The 16,776-nt window shown below is 72.6% G+C and carries 10 protein-coding genes; 5 read left to right on the forward strand and 5 right to left on the reverse strand.

The window, feature by feature from the left end; translation table 11 throughout:
- The first annotated feature begins 108 nt into the window (after window positions 1-108).
- From E6R60_RS31495 to E6R60_RS31510, 4 genes are all read left to right on the forward strand, one after another.
- Window positions 109-2,058 (forward strand): hypothetical protein, encoded by a 1,950-nt coding sequence (locus E6R60_RS31495; RefSeq protein WP_136330120.1) that lies wholly within the window; start codon window positions 109-111, stop codon window positions 2,056-2,058.
- Between the two features lie 89 nt (window positions 2,059-2,147).
- Window positions 2,148-3,053 (forward strand): metal-dependent hydrolase, encoded by a 906-nt coding sequence (locus E6R60_RS31500; protein WP_136330121.1) that lies wholly within the window; start codon window positions 2,148-2,150, stop codon window positions 3,051-3,053.
- A 2-nt stretch (window positions 3,054-3,055) separates the two neighbouring features.
- The gene (locus tag E6R60_RS31505; protein WP_136330122.1) at window positions 3,056-4,138 is read left to right on the forward strand and encodes a PDR/VanB family oxidoreductase; all 1,083 of its coding nucleotides are present in this window, start codon (window positions 3,056-3,058) and stop codon (window positions 4,136-4,138) included.
- A 27-nt stretch (window positions 4,139-4,165) separates the two neighbouring features.
- On the forward strand, window positions 4,166-4,888 hold the full coding sequence (locus tag E6R60_RS31510) for a TetR/AcrR family transcriptional regulator (protein WP_136330123.1): 723 nt from the start codon (window positions 4,166-4,168) through the stop codon (window positions 4,886-4,888).
- A 73-nt stretch (window positions 4,889-4,961) separates the two neighbouring features.
- Here E6R60_RS31510 and E6R60_RS31515 read toward each other — a convergent pair whose 3' ends face one another.
- The 3 genes from E6R60_RS31515 to E6R60_RS31525 form a co-directional block, all read right to left on the reverse strand.
- Complete coding sequence (locus E6R60_RS31515) at window positions 4,962-5,312, reverse strand: 5-carboxymethyl-2-hydroxymuconate Delta-isomerase (RefSeq protein WP_136330124.1); 351 nt, start codon at window positions 5,310-5,312, stop codon at window positions 4,962-4,964.
- 163 nt (window positions 5,313-5,475) lie between these two features.
- Complete coding sequence (gene pulA, locus E6R60_RS31520) at window positions 5,476-10,800, reverse strand: pullulanase-type alpha-1,6-glucosidase (protein WP_136330125.1); 5,325 nt, start codon at window positions 10,798-10,800, stop codon at window positions 5,476-5,478.
- Window positions 10,801-10,913: 113 nt separating this feature from the next.
- Window positions 10,914-12,632, reverse strand: coding sequence for a carbohydrate-binding module family 20 domain-containing protein (locus E6R60_RS31525; protein ID WP_136330126.1), 1,719 nt, complete (start codon window positions 12,630-12,632; stop codon window positions 10,914-10,916).
- A 567-nt stretch (window positions 12,633-13,199) separates the two neighbouring features.
- On the opposite strand from E6R60_RS31525, the gene E6R60_RS31530 reads away from it, so the two are divergent.
- Window positions 13,200-13,796 (forward strand): NAD(P)H-dependent oxidoreductase, encoded by a 597-nt coding sequence (locus tag E6R60_RS31530; RefSeq protein ID WP_136330127.1) that lies wholly within the window; start codon window positions 13,200-13,202, stop codon window positions 13,794-13,796.
- A gap of 161 nt (window positions 13,797-13,957) precedes the next feature.
- Here the strand turns inward: E6R60_RS31530 and E6R60_RS31535 are convergent, their stop codons facing one another.
- Together E6R60_RS31535 and E6R60_RS31540 are read right to left on the reverse strand one after the other, a co-directional pair.
- Window positions 13,958-15,016 carry a LacI family DNA-binding transcriptional regulator gene (locus E6R60_RS31535; RefSeq protein WP_136330128.1) on the reverse strand — a complete coding sequence of 353 codons (1,059 nt, stop codon included), beginning with the start codon at window positions 15,014-15,016 and terminating at the stop codon, window positions 13,958-13,960.
- Complete coding sequence (locus E6R60_RS31540; RefSeq protein ID WP_136330129.1) at window positions 15,001-16,728, reverse strand: alpha-amylase family glycosyl hydrolase; 1,728 nt, start codon at window positions 16,726-16,728, stop codon at window positions 15,001-15,003. The genes E6R60_RS31535 and E6R60_RS31540 overlap by 16 nt, the downstream gene beginning before the upstream one ends.
- Between the last annotated feature and the right edge of the window lie 48 nt (window positions 16,729-16,776).

Raw genomic sequence — 16,776 nt, forward strand, 5'->3', positions numbered from 1 at the left:
CCGAACGCGAGAAGGCCACGGGGCGGCTGGACAGGCCGGGCGGGCCCGGGCGGGACGGCCTCGCGCCCCCCGGGGTGACCATCGCACGATTCGCTCGTTCTGCTGAACGTGCGTCCACTGCCAGAGGTACCGTCAGCCGCCGCCCGGGCCGATGCGCCGCCGTCCGGGGCCGCGCTCGTCGAGCACTACCCGCGGCTGGCCCGGCTCGGCTACCTCGTCCTGCCGCACTCGCTGAGCCGCGACCGGCGGGTCCTCGCCGCCCACGCGCTGGCCCAGCGGTCCCTCCAGGCGGCGCGCCGGGCCGGGGCCGCGGAGGGCGGCCCCGTGCCGCCGCCGCGCCGTCCCGGCCGTGCGGAGGCGGCCGATCCCGGATACGCGTACGTCCGGCGGCAGGTGCTGCGGGGAGCGCTCGCGGCGGGGCGGCCGTTGCGCCTGCGGCGCCGGCCGCTCCGCGCCCAGTTCCCGCCCGTCCTCCCGCTGACGTGGGGGCTGCGGCTGTTCCCCCACTCCGGTGGTGCCGATGAACTCGCCCTGGAACAGCGGCTGTCGGCGGTGAGCGGGGCGGCGCGGGCCGCGTTCGTCCTGCGCGGGCTGGAGGGGCTGGCGGACCGCGAGGTCCGGCGGGTGCTGTCCGACGCGGGGGTCGCCGACCCGCATGCGGCGCTGCTGGAGGCGGACGGGGTGCCGGCCTCCTACGCGCTGCTGGCGTCGCCCGAGTTCGACCCCTGCTCGCTCCACGCCCGGCCGCCGGATCTGCCGCGCCGCCGCAGATACGTCCGGGCGGCGCTGGCCGGCGCCGCCGCCCTGCTGGTGTGCGGGACGCTGCTGGGGCTGCCGGGCGAGGGCTGGGGCCGCGGCGCGCTGTCCGAGCCCCTGTACGCGCGCAATCCGGCCGCCGAAGCGGCCCTGGACCCGGGGGCGCTGCGGCGCGTGCCGGCGACGTTCTGGCAGCGCTCGGCCCGTGCCGACTTCACCGCATGGCCCACGCGCGGTGACCGCACCGACGACATCCGGCTGCTGCGGCGGGCACTGCGGGTGTGGGCGCGGCCGGGCGGCGCCGTGCGGACGTCGACGACGCCCCTGACGCCGGTGGGGCCGCCGATGGGGCCGCCGCAGCTGTTGTACGCGGGCGAGGTGGGCGCGTCCGCGGTGGTGCTCTTCCACGACGGGCTGCGCGTCGTGCGGTACGCGGAGCCCCGTGACGCGGACCCGTCCGAGGGCGCGGCGCTCGACTTCGCGCGGGTCGACGGGGCGGACGAGGCGTCGGCGGGCGCCCTCGTCGTGAGCCGCACCCAGGGGGCGGTCCGCTATCTGACCGCGCCCTGGGTGCGCCGGGTTCGGGTACGGGACCTGCTCGCGCCGGGCCGCGCGCCGCACGCGCTGCACCGCTCCCCCGACGGGGTGACCGACCCGCTGACCGTCCCCGCGGCCGCGCCCGGCTGCCGCTCCTGGAACGCGGTCGAACTGGCCGGCGCCGCAGCGGTGCGGCTCGTGACGGATCTCGGGGAACTGGCCCCGGCCCGGCTCACCTCGGGCCCCCCGGCGAGGCCGCGCGACGTGTCCGGCCGCGCGGCGTACGACGGCTGGGCGCGCACCGCCTGCCTGCTGCCGGCCGTCCGCGCGCACGGGGTGCGGGTGGTGAACTCCTGGGTGTACGCGCAGCAGTCGCTGCCCGAGGGCAACGGCACGGCCCAGTGGCTGTGCACCCGGGCGGAGACCTGGCGGGGCACCGGAAGCAGGGTCCTCGCCCAGTTCCAGGCCCCGTCCGGGCGGCCGCGCGGAAGCAGGCCGCCGGGGGTGGTCGCGGCGCGCGCCGAGGACGCTGCGGAGTGCGGGACGCGCGCGCCCCGGGTGCTGGCGGGCGTGCTGTGGAAGTCGCGCGGCGGCCGCTGGTACGTACTCGCTGCGGGCAGCGGGCAGTTCGTGTCCCTGTCCACATCCGGCGGGGTGACGAGCCGGGTGCGGGGGCGGCTGCTCGCGGTGCCGGCCGGGGCGGGCGACCGCGCGCGGCTGACCGGGCGGCTGGCGGACGGGAGCCGGGTCACCGCACTGCACTGAGCCCGGCGGCGGGCCGCCGGGAGCGGAGGCGCGAATTCAGGGGATGCGCGCCCCTGTTCCTCGGCCGTACCCCTCAGTACATTGACACCATGTCTTATAAGAAGCCCGCGGCGGTGGCCTCGGAACGGGCAGACCTCAAGGCCCGCCGGGTGTCCTTCGCCTGGGACGGGACACCTCTGCACTGGGTGCCGGGTGATCCGTTCACCACCCACACCATCAACGTGCTCCACCTGCTGCTCCCGGCCGGGGAACGCTGGTTCATCCACGTCTACCGCCAGGTGCTCCCGTACATACGCGACGAGCGACTGCGCCAGGACGTCATCGGGTTCATCGGCCAGGAGGCGATGCACTCCCAGGCCCACGACGACGTGCTCCCGCACCTGAAGGGACTCGGCCTCGACCCGACCCCGTACACCGCCCAGGTCGACTGGCTCTTCGAGAAGCTGCTCGGCGACCGGACGCTGCCGCCGGGCCGGGCACGCCGGTGGTGGCTGATGGAGCGGGTCGCGGTGATCGCGGCCATCGAGCACTACACCGCGTTCCTCGGCGACTGGATCCTGAACGCCGACGAGCTGGACCGGCGCGGCGCCGATCCCACGATGCTGGACCTGCTGCGCTGGCACGGAGCGGAGGAGGTCGAGCACCGCTCGGTGGCCTTCGACGTCTTCATGCACGTCGACGGGGGTTACCGGCGGCGGGTGCGGACCTGGGCGACGGCGTTCTCCGCGCTGTTGTTCCTCTGGCAGCGCGGGGTCCGGTTCTTCATGGAGAACGACCCGAGCCTGACGGCCGGCAAGGCGTCGTTCGGGCAGTTCTACCGCAGCGGCCGGCACGGCACCCTGCCGAGCACTCCTGCGATGCTGCGGTCCGTCCCGCGCTATCTGAGCCGCACGTACCACCCCTCGCAGGAGGGCAGCACGGCGCAGGCCGTCGATTACCTCGCCCGTTCGCCCGCCGCGATCGCGGCCGAGGCCCGTACGACGGAAGCCCGTTGACCATGCCGCGTCCCCTCCCCCGTCCGCGTACCGTCGCCGTGCTGGCCGGAGCCGCGCTCCTCGCCAGGCGGGCGATGCGCCGGCGCATCGAGACGTCCCCGCTGTGGCCCCTGCCCGCGCTGGACGAACCGGTGTCCGGTCGGGCGCGACGCCGTTCCACCACCGGGCGGCGGCTGCTGATCACCGAGCGGACCGTGCCGGCGGAGGGTGTCGTGCAGCTCCGCCTGGAGGGACCGGACCTGCCGCCCTGGGAGCCCGGCGCCCATCTGGACCTGGTGCTGCCCTCCGGACTGGTGCGGCCCTACTCGCTGTGCGGCGACCCGGCCGACCGCGGCACCTACACCGTCGCGATCCGGCTGGCCGAGGACGGCCGCGGCGGCTCCCGCGAGGTGCACGCCCTGCTGCACGAGGGCCTGGAGGTCGAGGTGCGGGGCCCGCGCAACCGCTTCCCGCTGGCGGCCGCCCCTTCGTACGTCTTCGTCGCCGGTGGCATCGGCATCACCCCGGTCCTGCCGATGCTGCGCGCCCTCGCGGCCTCCGGCGCCGACTGGCGGCTGCTGTACGGGGGACGCGGCCGGGCGACGATGCCGTTCCTGGCAGAGATCGAGAAGCTGGGCGCCGACGGGGACCGCGTCACCGTCGTCCCGCAGGACGAGGCGGGCCACCCGGACGTCGCCGCGGCTCTCGCGGGCGCCGCCGAGGGCACCGCGGTCCACTGCTGCGGCCCCCAGCCCCTGATGGACGCGGTGGCGGCCGCACTCCCGCCCGGCTGCACCCTGCACCTGGAACGGTTCTCCGCCGCGGGCGCGGACGCCGCGGGGTCGGTCCCGTTCGAGGTGGAGCTGCGCCGCTCGGGCCGCACCGTGCCGGTCGCGGCCGGTCAGTCGGTGCTCGACGCCGTGCGCGCCGAACTGCCGCACGTCGCGTACTCCTGTGAGCAGGGCTTCTGCGGTACGTGTCAACAAAGGGTCCTGGAGGGTGAGGTGGAGCACCGGGACGAGCTGCTGACGGACGAGGAGCGGGGCGAGTCGATGCTGATCTGCGTGTCCCGGTGCCGGGGCGGGCGGCTGGTGCTGGACCTCTGAGGCGCGCCGGTCGGTACGCTGTTCCTCATGACGACCGGGGTGCGGCGCAGGATGGGCGTCGAGGAGCGCAGGCAGCAGCTGATCGGTGTCGCGCTGGAGTTGTTCGGTCACCGGTCTCCGGACGAGGTGTCGATCGACGAGATCGCCGCTGCCGCGGGGATCTCCCGGCCGCTCGTCTACCACTACTTCCCGGGCAAGCAGAGCCTGTACGAGGCGGCGTTGCGCCGGGCGGCGGACGAGTTGGCGGCCCGGTTCGTGGAACCGCGCGAAGGCCCGCTGGGAGCGCGCCTGTTGCGGGTGATGGGGCGGTTCTTCGACTTCGTCGACGACCACGGCCCCGGGTTCGCCGCGCTCATGCGGGGCGGTCCCGCGGGGGGTTCCTCGACGGCGAACGCGATGATCGACGGGGTGCGCCGGGCGGCCTGCGAGCAGATCCTGGCCCATCTGGGCGTCGAGGAGCCTCCGGCCCGGCTGGAGCTGGTCGTCCGGTCATGGGTGTCGCTCGCCGAGTCGACGGCCCTGATGTGGCTGGACGGGCGGCGCATTCCGCGTGCGGAGCTGGAGTTGCAGCTGGTGCACGACTTCGCCGCGCTGGCCGCCGTGAGCGCCGCCTACAACGAGGAGATGGCGGGCGTGGTGCTGCGGGTGCTCGCGCAGGAGCCGGCGGACGGGCCGTTCGGAGACCTGCTGGTGCGGCTCTCCTCACTGGCGCCCGCCGTGCCGGCCGTGCCTGCGCAGCGACTGCCGTAGCGCGTGGGGCGGCGGTGCCCCGTCAGGGCTGTGGCCCGGCCGACAGTTCGCACCCCGGCCGTGCCCCCGACGCTCAGACCTTGCGGTAGGACGGGTCGAGGTCGTGCGTCTCCGCCGAGAGGTGCAGGGTCAGGCCCTCGGCCGGCCGGATGTGGGCGCTCAGCAGCTCCAGTACGGATTCCGTGAGCCGGGCCCGGACCTCGGGGGTACGGCCGGGCAGCAGCGAGATGCCCACGTGCACGAGCGCGTCCCCGCCCGGGGCGTCCGCCACCACGGTCTCCTCGGCGCGCCGGAAGCGGGTCTTGCAGGCAGCGATCTTGGTGTCGACGGTCTCGGCGACCAGCGGGTGCAGCGCGAGGGCGAAGGCGGGGCGGTCGAAGGCGTCGTCGAGTTCGGCGGAGTAGTCGACGGTGATCTGCGGCATGGGGGTCTCCAAGGAGGGGTTCGGGCGACGGACGCCGCCCAGCTTTCCCCGGACCGGTGGGAGCGCACAACAGCGATTCATCATGTGGGCCGGTCCCGGCCCCCGCGCGGACGCGGGGGCCGGGACCGGCCGGGGACGGGCTCTCGATCCGGCCCGGTGCGGGTCAGCGCAGCGAGAACACCGCCACCGTGCGGCCCGGAACGGTGAAGCTTCCCGAACTCCTCTCGTACGCCGACCGCTTGACGATGAGGTCAGCGCCCGCCGCCTGGACGGGGTGCAGGGCGTAGTCCTTTCCGGCCAGGGCGGCGACCTTCTGGGTGGTGACGCCGGGGGCCGCGTTGAGGACGACCACCAGCTTGCCGAGCCGCATCGTGATCACGCCGGGCGTCTCGCCCTCGCCGGAGAGCGGGAAGGAGAGCGTGGACTGCACCTGTCCGGCGGTGGAGAGGTCGAAGTCCTTCTCCGTGGCGCGGATGGTGAGCAGGTCCTGGTACGCGGCCGAGGCGCCGTCGATCTCCGCGCAGCCGGGGCTGATCGCCGCGTTGGCGAGCAGCGGCCTGGCGTAGGACCACTTGGCCTTGTTGTCCGCGGCGGGCGGCAGTCCGCGGCCGAAGCCGTTGCCCGCGCGGCAGTCCCAGTGCAGGGCGTTGAACCAGTCGCCGCTGTCGAACGAGTTGCGGTCCAGCGACTTGGAGCGCAGCAGGTCCGTGCCGGCCTGCGAGAGCGAGGGGCCCTGCGAGAGGGTGGCCGTCGCCATGGCGAGGACCTGCATGCGGGCCCGGTCGGCCGCCGAGGTGCCCGCCGGGAGCTTGAAGGCGAGGGCGTCGTACAGGGTCTCGTTGTCGTGGGCGTCGGAGTAGGCCAGGGCGTCACCGGGGGCGGCGGCGTATCCGGCCGGCGCTCCGTTGTAGTCGACGCCGGAGCCCTTGACCGTGGCGCCCGTGGTGTCGGTGAAGGTGAAGTCGGCGAGGTTGCCGGTGAGTCCGACCTTGATCAGGTCCTGGTAGTGGAGCAGTCGGGCCTTCTGCTCGGCCGCCGTGCCGTTGTGGGTGGAGGTGTTGGGGTCGGTGTAGAGGCCGGTGGCGAAGCCCTGCACGCCGGGGTCCTCGTCGAACGGGGAACCGCCGCGCACGGCGTCGCGGGCCCGGTCGGAGAAGGTGGCGATGCCGGTGCCGGCCATGTTCTTCTGGGTGGCCTGGACGAAGCGGGCGTCGTCGGCGATCTCTCCGAAGTTCCAGCCCTCCCCGTACAGGATGATGTTCTTGCCGTCGACGCCGTCCTCGGCCACGGTCAGCGCGTCGAGCGCCTTGCGGACGGCCAGGATGTTGGCCTTGGGGTGGTGGCCCATGAGGTCGAAGCGGAAGCCGTCGACCTTGTACTCCTTGGCCCAGGTGACGACGGAGTCCACGACGAGCTTGCCCATCATGGTGTTCTCGGGCGCGGTGTTGGCGCAGCAGGTGGAGGTGGCGACGGTGCCGTCCTCGAGGAGCCGCTGGTAGTAGCCGGGCACGATCTTGTCGAGTACGGACTTGTCGGCCTGGCCGGAGGCGACGGTGTGGTTGTAGACCACGTCCATGACGGTCCGCAGTCCGGCGCCGTTGAGGCCCTGCACCATCCGGCGGAATTCGACCGTGCGCTTCGTACCGTCCGGGTCGGAGGCGTAGCTCCCCTCGGGGACGGTGTAGTGCAGCGGGTCGTAGCCCCAGTTGAAGGCGTCCTTCGCGGCGGCCTTCGCCACGCAGGCCTGCTGCTCCTCGGAGTCGGGGGCGTAGACGGACAGGTCGCAGGCCGGCTTCTGCTGGTCGGCCTTCTTCTCGGGGATGGTGCCGATGTCGAAGGCGGGCAGCAGGTGGACGTAGTCGGTGCCGGAGCCGGCGAGCTCCTTGAGGTGCTTCATCCCGTCCGAGCGGGTGTCGGTGAAGGCGAGGTACTCACCGGGGTGCCTGGAGGTGGGGTCCGCGAGGGAGAAGTCGCGGATCTGGAGTTCCTGGATCTGTGCGTCGCGCAGCGGCACGGCGGCGGGCTTGGCCAGCGAGCCCCAGCCCTTGGGCGCGAGCGCCCGGTCGTCGAGGTCGACGACGAGGCTGCGGGCGGAGTCGGTGGTGAGAGCGGTGGAGTAGGGGTCGGTGACCTTGTTGGTGACGAGCTTCTGGACGGTGGGCGCCCAGACGTTCACGGCGTACCGGTAGGGCTTGCCGTTCCAGCTCCTGTTTCCGGTCACGGACCAGACGCCGGTGCGGTCGTCGCGCCGCATCGGGACGGTCTTCCCGTCGAGTTCGAGGGAGACGGTCCGCGCGGTGGGCGCCCAGACGGACAGCGTGGGGCGGCCGTGACGGAAGACGGGGCCGAGCGAGGCGCCGCTCGCCTTCGTCCCGTAGAGGTCGTCCAGCACGCCGGCGCTCTGTACGCCGGTGGCGGCGAGCAGCGCGCCGTTGGCGGCACGCTGGGTGGCGATCAGCTGGCCGCGCAGGGCCTCGCGGACCCTGTCCCGGTCACGGGCGTCGACGGTGAAGGCCGGGTAGTCCTTGAGGTGCGGGTACTTCGCCTTCTGCGCGTCGGTGAGCGCGGACGGGGTGAGCCGCAGCCACTGGCCCTCGTCGGTCAGGGCGCCGTCGGCGACGGAGATCCCGCCGCTCGGTGCGTAGACGAGCTGCTGGCTGGTGGCTCCGGTGGCCTTGACCTTCCAGACGACGGTGTCGGCGTCGATCCACTGCGCCTCGGCCTTGGTGAGGTCGGGGGCGGGGACTTGGCCGGTCTGCGGGAGCAGGTAGCCGGACGTACCGCCGAGCATCCAGACCTCGTGGCCGTAGGTGGCCAGGTCCAGCGACTGGTCGCTGGGGAGGTCCTTCTCGTCGCCGCGGTGCAGGATGTAGCTGAGCGCGGTGGCCCCGTCGGCGAGCGGTACTTCGAAGGTGAGGCCGGAGGCGTCCTTCTTCACCGGCTGGAGGGGCCTGGACCAGTCGGTGGGCTCCTTGGCGCCGGTCCAGGTGTGGAGTCCCCAGCCGTCGTAGTCGCCGTCGGCCCGGTAGTAGTGCAGGACGGCCTTGGTGGTGTCCGGGGCGGGGTAGGCGCCGTCGGGGGCGGTGTCGGCCTGGCCGTCCTTGCCCTGCTCGATCCAGACCTGGCCGGTCCTCGCGAGGTCGACGGTGCGCTCCGGCCCGTCGGCGGCACCGGACTTCTCGACGGTGTACGGGACGGCGGACGCGCCCTCGGGCACCTTGATCCAGGCGAAGGCGCCGAAGGCGTCACGCCCGGCGAAGGCGGCGGTGGTGCCGCCGGAGCGGGCCTGCCAGCCGTCGTAGTCGCCGTCGGCGCGCTTGTAGTGGACGACGGCGTAGTCGCGTTCGACGGCGACGGGCTTCGCCGGGGCGGGCGCCTGTCCGGCGGCCGACGTGGCGAGCGCGCTCGCGGTGCGGCCGGTGCGGTCGACGACGACGGCCTTGTAGCGCAGCGGTGTTCCGGCGGCGACGGTGTCACCGATGGTCTGGGTGACCTTGTACGGGGCGTGGTCGGCGGTACCGAGGGTGGTCCACTCGCCGTTGCCGGTCTGGGCGGCGAAGACCACCCGGTTGAGGGAGCCGCCGTCGACGTCGGCGGTGAGCTCGACGGTGCCGGTGGCGCCGACGGCCGGCGCCTTCAGCGTGAGGGAGGGCTTGGCGGCGGAGGCGCTCATCGTCTTCGCGGCGCGGAGCACGATGCTGGAGAGCGCCGGGACGGTGACGGTGATCTTCTTGTCGGCGCCGCTGCGGACCGTGCCGGAACCGCCGTACAGCGTACGGAAGTCCATGCCGGCGGACTCGGTTGCCAGCTCGACGGTCCTGGCCCCGGTGCCGTTGTTGGTGGCGACGACGTACTCGTCGCCGCGCTCGGGGTCCGTACGGGAGAAGGCGTAGACGGAGCCCTCGGCGTAGCGTTCGGTCTGGACTCCGTCGCGCAGGGCCGGGTTCTTCGCGGTGAGTTCGGAGAGCGCCTTGATGGACCGGTAGAGCGGGTGGGCCGTGTCGTACGCGTCGGAGGCGTGCGTGCGGTCGGTTCCCAGCTCGTCGTCGTCGAGGTAGTCCTCGGTCTTCGAGGCGAACATGGTCTGCCGGGCGTCCTTGTCGCCGCCGGCGCCCGTGAAGCCCTGCTCGTCGCCGTAGTAGACGACGGGGTTGCCGCGGCTGAGGAACATCAGCTCGTCGGCGAGTTCGGCGCGCTTGACCAGCTCCGCGTCACCGGCCTTCGGGTTGTCCTGCTTGAGGAAGGTTCCGATGCGGCCTATGTCGTGGTTGCCGAGGAAGGTCACCTGCTCGTAGGCGTTGGCCTTGTCGGTGGTGTACCGGTAGTCGTCGCCGAAGACGGCGGCGAGCTTCGAGGCCGGGGCGCCCTGCGAGGCGTACTGGCGGGCCGCTTCCTGGAAGGGGAAGTCGAGCGTCGCGTCCAGCCGCCCCCGGGTGACGTAGGGCGAGGTGATCGCGGTGTCGGCGGAGTAGACCTCGCCGAACATGAAGAAGTCCTTGCGGCCGTGCCTGGCCGCGTAGGTGTCGAGCGCGGTCGCCCACTGGGTCCAGAAGTCCAGGTCGACGTGTTTGACGGTGTCGATCCGGAAGCCGTCGATGTCGAAGTCGCGGACCCACCTCTCGTAGATCTTCTCCATGCCGGAGACGACCTCGGGCCGCTCGGTCCACAGGTCGTCGAGCCCGGAGAAGTCGCCGTACGTGGTGGACTCGCCGGCATACGTGGAGTCGCCGCGGTTGTGGTACATCGTGGGGTCGTTGAGCCAGGACGGCGTCTTGCCGCCGGTGGTGACCGGCTTGTACGGGAACGAGTCGGCGTCCGTCTTCGCCATGCCCGCGGCGTCGTCGAAGGGCCGGCCGTTCCGGTCGAGGTAGGGGTAGGCGCCCTTGGGCTTGTAGCCGTAGGTCTTCTCGGCGTAGTCGACGGTGTCGGCGGTGTGGTTGGTGATGACGTCGAAGAAGACCTTCATGCCCTTGCGGTGGGCCCGCTCGATCAGCTTCGTCAGGTCGGCGTTGGTCCCGAAGTGCGGGTCGACCTGGGTGAAGTCGGTGATCCAGTAACCGTGGTAACCGGCCGACGCGTCCTTGCCGGTGCCCTGGACGGGCCGGTTCTTGAAGATCGGGGCGAGCCAGATGGCGGTGGTGCCCAGGTCCTTGATGTAGTCGAGCCGGTCGGTCAGTCCCTTGAGGTCGCCGCCCTGGTAGAACCCCTTGTCGGTGGGGTCGTACCCGGTCTCCAGCCGCGAACCGGTCAGCCCGCCCCGGTCATTCCCGGTGTCGCCGTTGGCGAAGCGGTCGGGCATGACGAAGTAGAACTGCTCGCGGGTAAGGTCGTGGCGGGCGGGCTGCGCCGCCAGCTCGGCGTCCGACGGCGCGGCGGGCGGCCGGGCCGCTGCGGCGGGCAGCGCGGGCACCAGGGCCGCGCACAAGGCGGCCGCGACGACGGCGATGGCCGTTCTTCTCGCGCGCACGCGCGGGGACGGACGTATCACTCGGGTTCTCCTCGACGAGGTGTGCGGGTGCGGGGGCCGGACGGGCCGGAATCAGCCCGTCCGGCGGTTGAGGGCACGGCGCGGCCGGGGACCGCGCCGCCCGGAAAGAGAGTTCAGCCCCGCCAGACGTCCGCGGTCAGGGCGACCTTTCCGGAGGACGGCACGGTGGCGGTGCGGTTGGCGCCGCTCTCCCAGGTGACGTTGCCGCTCGCGTCCTTGCGGACGTACTTGTACGCGAACGTCGTACCGGCGGGCAGGCTCACGTCGAGCTTCCAGACCGGGTACGTGGCCGGGTCCAGCTTCAGCGCGCCGGCGGGGGCCCAGTTGCCGAGGACGGCCTGGTCGCCGGTGACGTAGATGTTCTGCCCGGGCTGGGTGGTGGCGTTGACGCCGAAGGAGGCGCCGGACGTGCCCGTGCCGGTGCCGGGGCCGGCCGGGTCGGTGCCGCCGCCGGTGCAGGTACGGGCGCCGGCCTGGAGGGCGAGGGCGGTGTCGGCGGCGAGCGTGGCGGTGAACTGGCCGGAGCCGTTGACCGTGACGCCCTTGCCGGACTGGATGTCGCAGTAGTCGCCGGCGGGCAGCGAGGTCTGGAACGTACGGGTCAGCGAGGAACTCTCGTGGTTGATCGCGACGTACGCCTTGGAGCCGCGGCCGAACGCGATCCGGTTACTCCCGTCGTCCCACCAGTTGGTGACGGCCTCGCCGCGCGCGGTGTTGCGGAAGGCGACCATGGAGGAGATCTCGCGCCAGGCGTGCTGGCACTTCCAGCCGTCGCTGTAGCAGGCGTTCACCGTGCCGCCGCTGGGCGGACCGGCGTCCTTGTCGGACCACTCGTAGCCGGAGTGGACGTCGGGCGAGCCGTAGGGCCAGGCCAGCATGAACACGTTGGCGAGCGTGTAGGAGGCGCCGCTCTTGTAGTTGAGCGTCTGCCCGTTGCGCTCGGTGTCGTGGTTGTCGACGAAGACCGCGGCCTTGGAAGAGGGCATGAAGCCCCAGCCCTCACCGAAGTTCTTCAGGTTGGCGAGGTTCTCGCCGGTGAAGACCTGCTTGAGGCTGCGGGCGTAGCGGAACTCCTGGACGTCACCGGTGCCGGCGTACTCGTCGGGCGAGACGGCCTCACCGGCGCCGTAGATCGCCTCCTGCTTCCAGTAGGCGTGGGAGTCGGTCAGCCGGGACTTGATGTTGGCGAGGTCGGCGGCGGGGATGTGCTTGGCCGCGTCGATGCGGAAGCCGTCGACGCCCAGCGACAGGAGGTCGTTGAGGTATCCGGCGATCTTGCCGCGGACGTACTCCTCACCGGTGTCCAGGTCGGCCAGGCCGACGAGTTCACAGTTCTGGACGTTGGCCCGGTCGCTGTAGTTGCTGATCTCTGCCTGACAGTCGTTCAGGTCGTTGACCGAGTACAGGCCGGGGTAGTCGTACTTGCCGTACGAGGACCCGCCCGTGCCCGTGCCCGAACCGGACGTCATCTGGTTGATGACCGAGTCCGCCACGACCTTGACGCCCGCGCTGTGGCAGGTGCTGACCATGCGGGCGAACGAGGCGCGGTCGCCGAGCCGTCCGGCGATCTTGTAGCTGACCGGCTGGTACGAGGTCCACCACTGTCCGCCCTGGATGTGCTCCTGGGGCGGTGAGACCTGTACGAAGCCGTAGCCGGCCGGGCCGAGGGAGTCCGTACACGCCTTGGCGACGGAGTCGAACTTCCACTCGAAGAGGACGGCGGTGACGTCCTTGGTGCCCGGGGCGGAGGCCTGCGCGTGCGTGGCGGGGACCACGAGGGCGGCGGTGCCCGCCACGAGGGCGAGCGCGGCGGACAGGGTTCTGCGGGCCATCTTTTCCTCCTGCGGTGGGGGAAACGCGGGTGACGGTGCAGAGGCTCGCGGGTCCCCTCCGGCCGGGCGCAGCTGCCCGGTCCCGGAGCGAACCCGCAGGCCTCTCAGCCTCATACGGCAACGCGCCCTGCCCTGAAGGCTTCTGAAGGTTCTTGCTGCAAGAATGCAAACCTTGCCGCGGGGAGACCGTACGAGCCCGCCAGGTTCAGGTCAACCCTTTGGACATCAGCCGCTCACGTCCACGAAATACTGGAGATTTCTTCCTGCAAGGACTTTCGCAAGACATTGCAGCACTGTTACGTTTCTCCCGACTCCGGTCCGGTCGGCCGGGGGTCCCGTTACCCCGGGCCCCACGCGCCCGGCCGGCCGGGCCGGTCACGTACAAGAGGGGCACCGGAGGTCACACTCCCCGCCGGCCCGACCGGGCCGACTTCCGGTGCCCCTCATGTGCGTGCCGGAACCCGTTCCCCGGCCCGCCGCCCCGCCCGTCATGATGAGCGGCGAGCGGGGGCGACTCGACGACTCCCCGCAACTGACGACGCTTATCGCGTCCTTGGGGGAATCGGCATGTCACGTACCGGGGTCTACCTCGCCCATCCGCGGCCCGGAAGCTTCAACCACGCGCTGTTCGACGCCGTGGTGCGGGAACTCCGCGACCGGGGCTCCGAGGTGCTGGCGCACGATCTCTGCGCGGAGGGGTTCGCCTCCGGGCTGACCGCCGGCGAGACGGAGACGGTGCGGTCCGCCGGGGAAACCCCGGACGCGCGACTGGCCGCGCACCGGGCGGAGGTGGCCACCCTCGACGCCCTGGTGTTCATCCACCCCAACTGGTGGGGCATGCCGCCCGCCGTCCTCGCGGGGTGGGTGCAGCGCGTGATGGTGCCCGGCGTCGCCTACAAGCTGGGCACCTCGGACGGGGAGCCACAGGCCCTGCTGAAGGCCGGCCGGGCGCTCGTGCTGAACACCTCCGACACCCCCGCGGCGCGGGAGACGAGCGAGTTCGGCGACCCGCTGGACCGGATCTGGTCGGCGTGCGTCCTGCCGTACGTCGGAGTGACCGATGTGCGCCGGGTCGTCTTCCGTACGGTCTCCGACTCCTCCGACGAGACCCGCGCGTCCTGGCTCCGTGAGGCCCGCGAGCACGCCGCCGCGCTCCTGGCCTGACGTGCGCCGCGGGGCCCCGGGGCCGCCCTGACGAGGACGGCTGGAGTGAGCGGCCGCGGGGCAGGGACAACGGTCGCCCCCGGAAAGCCGGACCCGCAGGACACCCGCACGGGTACGGGGCCGCGTCCCCCCTCCGGACGCGGCCCCGTACCCGGGCTCGTTCAGGCGCTGCGGAGCGCCGCCGTCGACCCGCGTACCACCAGCTCCGGCTGGAACACGTACTCCGTGCGCTGGACGGGGCTTCCGCCGATCTCCTCCAGCAGCGCGCCCACCGCGGCCGCCGCCATGGCCTGCACGGGCTGGCGCACCGTGGTCAGCGGCGGGTCGGTGAAGGCGATGAGCTGCGAGTCGTCGAAGCCGACCACGGACACGTCGCGCGGCACGTCGAGCCCGCGGTCCCGGGCGGCGCGCACCACGCCCAGCGCCATCAGGTCGCTGCCGCAGACGATGCCGGTGCACCCCTGATCGAGGAGCGCGCCCGCCGCCACCTGGCCGCCCTCGACGCTGAACAGCGTGGAGCAGACCAGGTTCTCGGCGTCCGCGCGGTCCAGACCCAGCAACGAGACCGCGGCGTCCACGAAACCGTCCCGCTTGCGCCGGGAGGGCACGTAGCGCTGCGGTCCGACGGCCAGACCGACCCGCCGGTGGCCGAGTTCGGCGAGATGGCCCACGGCCATGCGCACGGCAGCGTTGTCATCGGGCGAGACGAACGGGGCGCTGATCCGCTCGTTGTAGCCGTTGATCAGTACGAACGGCACGCCGCGGTCGCTGAGCGCGGCGTAGCGCGCCGGGTCGGCCGAGGTGTCGGCGTGCAGTCCGGAGAGGAACACGATGCCGCCGACGCCCCGTTCGACGAGCTGCTCGACGAGCTCGTCCTCGGTGGCGCCGCCGGGCAGCTGGGTGCAGAGCACCGGGGTGTAGCCGTGGCCCGCCAGGACCTGTTCGACGGACTGCGCGAACGCCGGGAAGATCGGGTTGATGAGTTCGGGCGTCACCAGTCCGATCAGCCCGGCGCTGCGCTGCCGCAGCCGTACGGGGCGTTCGTAGCCGAGGATGTCGAGCGCCGCGAGCACCCGCTGACGCGTGGTGTCCGCGACGCCCGGCTTGCCGTTGAGCACCCGGCTGACGGTGGCCTCGCTGACCGCGGCCTGCCCGGCGATGTCCGAGAGCCTCAGCGCGCTCCCGGCCCTGGGCGGGGGGACGGTCACACCGTCCACCACACCGTGGTGTCCGCGGGCAGCTCGATCTCGGCGCCGTCGGCGACGACCGGGGTGCTGGACAGCAGGACGGTGCCGCGTACGGGGATGCGGACGGGGGCACTCGTCGTGTTCACGGTGCAGACGAAGCCGGGGCGGGCGAAGACCAGGAGGCCCTCGGGGGCGTCCAGCCACTCCACCGCGGTGCCGGCGCCGAGCCCGGGGTGCGCCCGGCGGGCGGCGATCGCGGCCCGGTACAGCTCCAGGGTGGAGCCGGCCACGCCGTCCTGGGCCTCGATGCTCAGCTCGCCCCAGCCCGCGGGCTGGGGCAGCCAGCTGCCGCCGTCGCCGAAGCCGTACGAACTGCCCTCGCGGGTCCACGGGATCGGGACCCGGCATCCGTCGCGGAAGCCGTCCTGGCCCGCGGCCCGGAAGAACGACGGGTCCTGGCGGGCCTCGTCCGGCAGGTCGGTGACGTCGGGCAGGCCGAGCTCCTCGCCCTGGTAGACGTAGGCGGAGCCGGGCAGCGCCAGCATCAGCAGGCTGGCCGCGCGGGCCCGGCGCAGACCCAGTTCGCGGTCGCCCGCGGTACGGATCTGGGTGCCGAGGCCCGCCGGGTTGGCGAACCGGGTGGCGTGCCGGGTGACGTCGTGGTTGGACAGCACCCAGGTGGTGGGGGCGCCGACCGGACGCATGGCGTTCAGTGAGGTGTCGATGACCGTGCGCAGCTCGCCGGCGTTCCAGGCGGTCGACAGGTACTGGAAGTTGAAGGCCTGGTGCATCTCGTCGGGGCGCACGTAGTTGGCGGTGCGCTCGACGGTGGGGGTCCATGCCTCGGCCACCGCGATACGCCCACCCGTCGCCCGCCGCCGCCCTTCTGACGAAGGCCCTTCGAGCCCCATGGTATCGGGGTACTCGTCGAGGATGGTGCGCCAGCTGCGGTAGATCTCGTGGACGCCGTCCTGGTCGAAGAACGGCATGACATCGTTTCCGAGCAGCTTCAGCTGGTCGTGCGCGCCCAGGTCGGGCAGCCCCTCGGCCTTGACCAGTCCGTGCGCGACGTCGACCCGGAAGCCGTCGACGCCCATGTCGAGCCAGAAGCGCAGGATCGAGCGGAACTCGTCGGCGACGGCCGGGTGCTCCCAGTTGAAGTCGGGCTGCTCGGGCGCGAAGAGGTGGAGGTACCACTCGCCGGGCGTGCCGTCCGCGTTGGTGGTCCGGGTCCAGGCCGGCCCACCGAAGATGGACTCCCAGTCGTTGGGCGGGAGTTCGCCGTTCGCGCCCTTGCCGGGGCGGAAGTGGTAACGCTCGCGCAGTGCGGAGCCGGGGCCCTCGGCGAGTGCGCGCTTGAACCACTCGTGCTGGTCGGAGGAGTGGTTGGGCACCAGGTCGACGATGATGCGGAGGCCCAGCTCGTGAGCGTCCCGGATCAGGGCGTCGGCGTCGAGCAGGGTGCCGAACATGGGGTCGATGGCCCGGTAGTCGGCGACGTCGTAGCCCGCGTCGGCCTGCGGGGAGGCGTAGAAGGGGCTGAGCCACACCGCGTCGACGCCGAGGTCCTTCAGGTACGGGAGCCGGGCGGTGACGCCTGCGAGGTCGCCCATGCCGTCGCCGTTGCCGTCGGCGAAGCTGCGCGGATAGACCTGGTAGATCACCGCGTCCTGCCACCAGCCGGAGCGGTGGCCCGGGGCGTCGTCGGACGTGCCGGTGGAGGGGGCAGCGAGGTGCTGGGTCATGTCGTCCCTGGGTGTCTGGGTGGGGAGTGGCGCCGGGACCGGGTCGGG

The sequence above is a fragment of the Streptomyces sp. A0642 genome (genome assembly GCF_004795105.1).
Classification (GTDB): domain Bacteria; phylum Actinomycetota; class Actinomycetes; order Streptomycetales; family Streptomycetaceae; genus Streptomyces.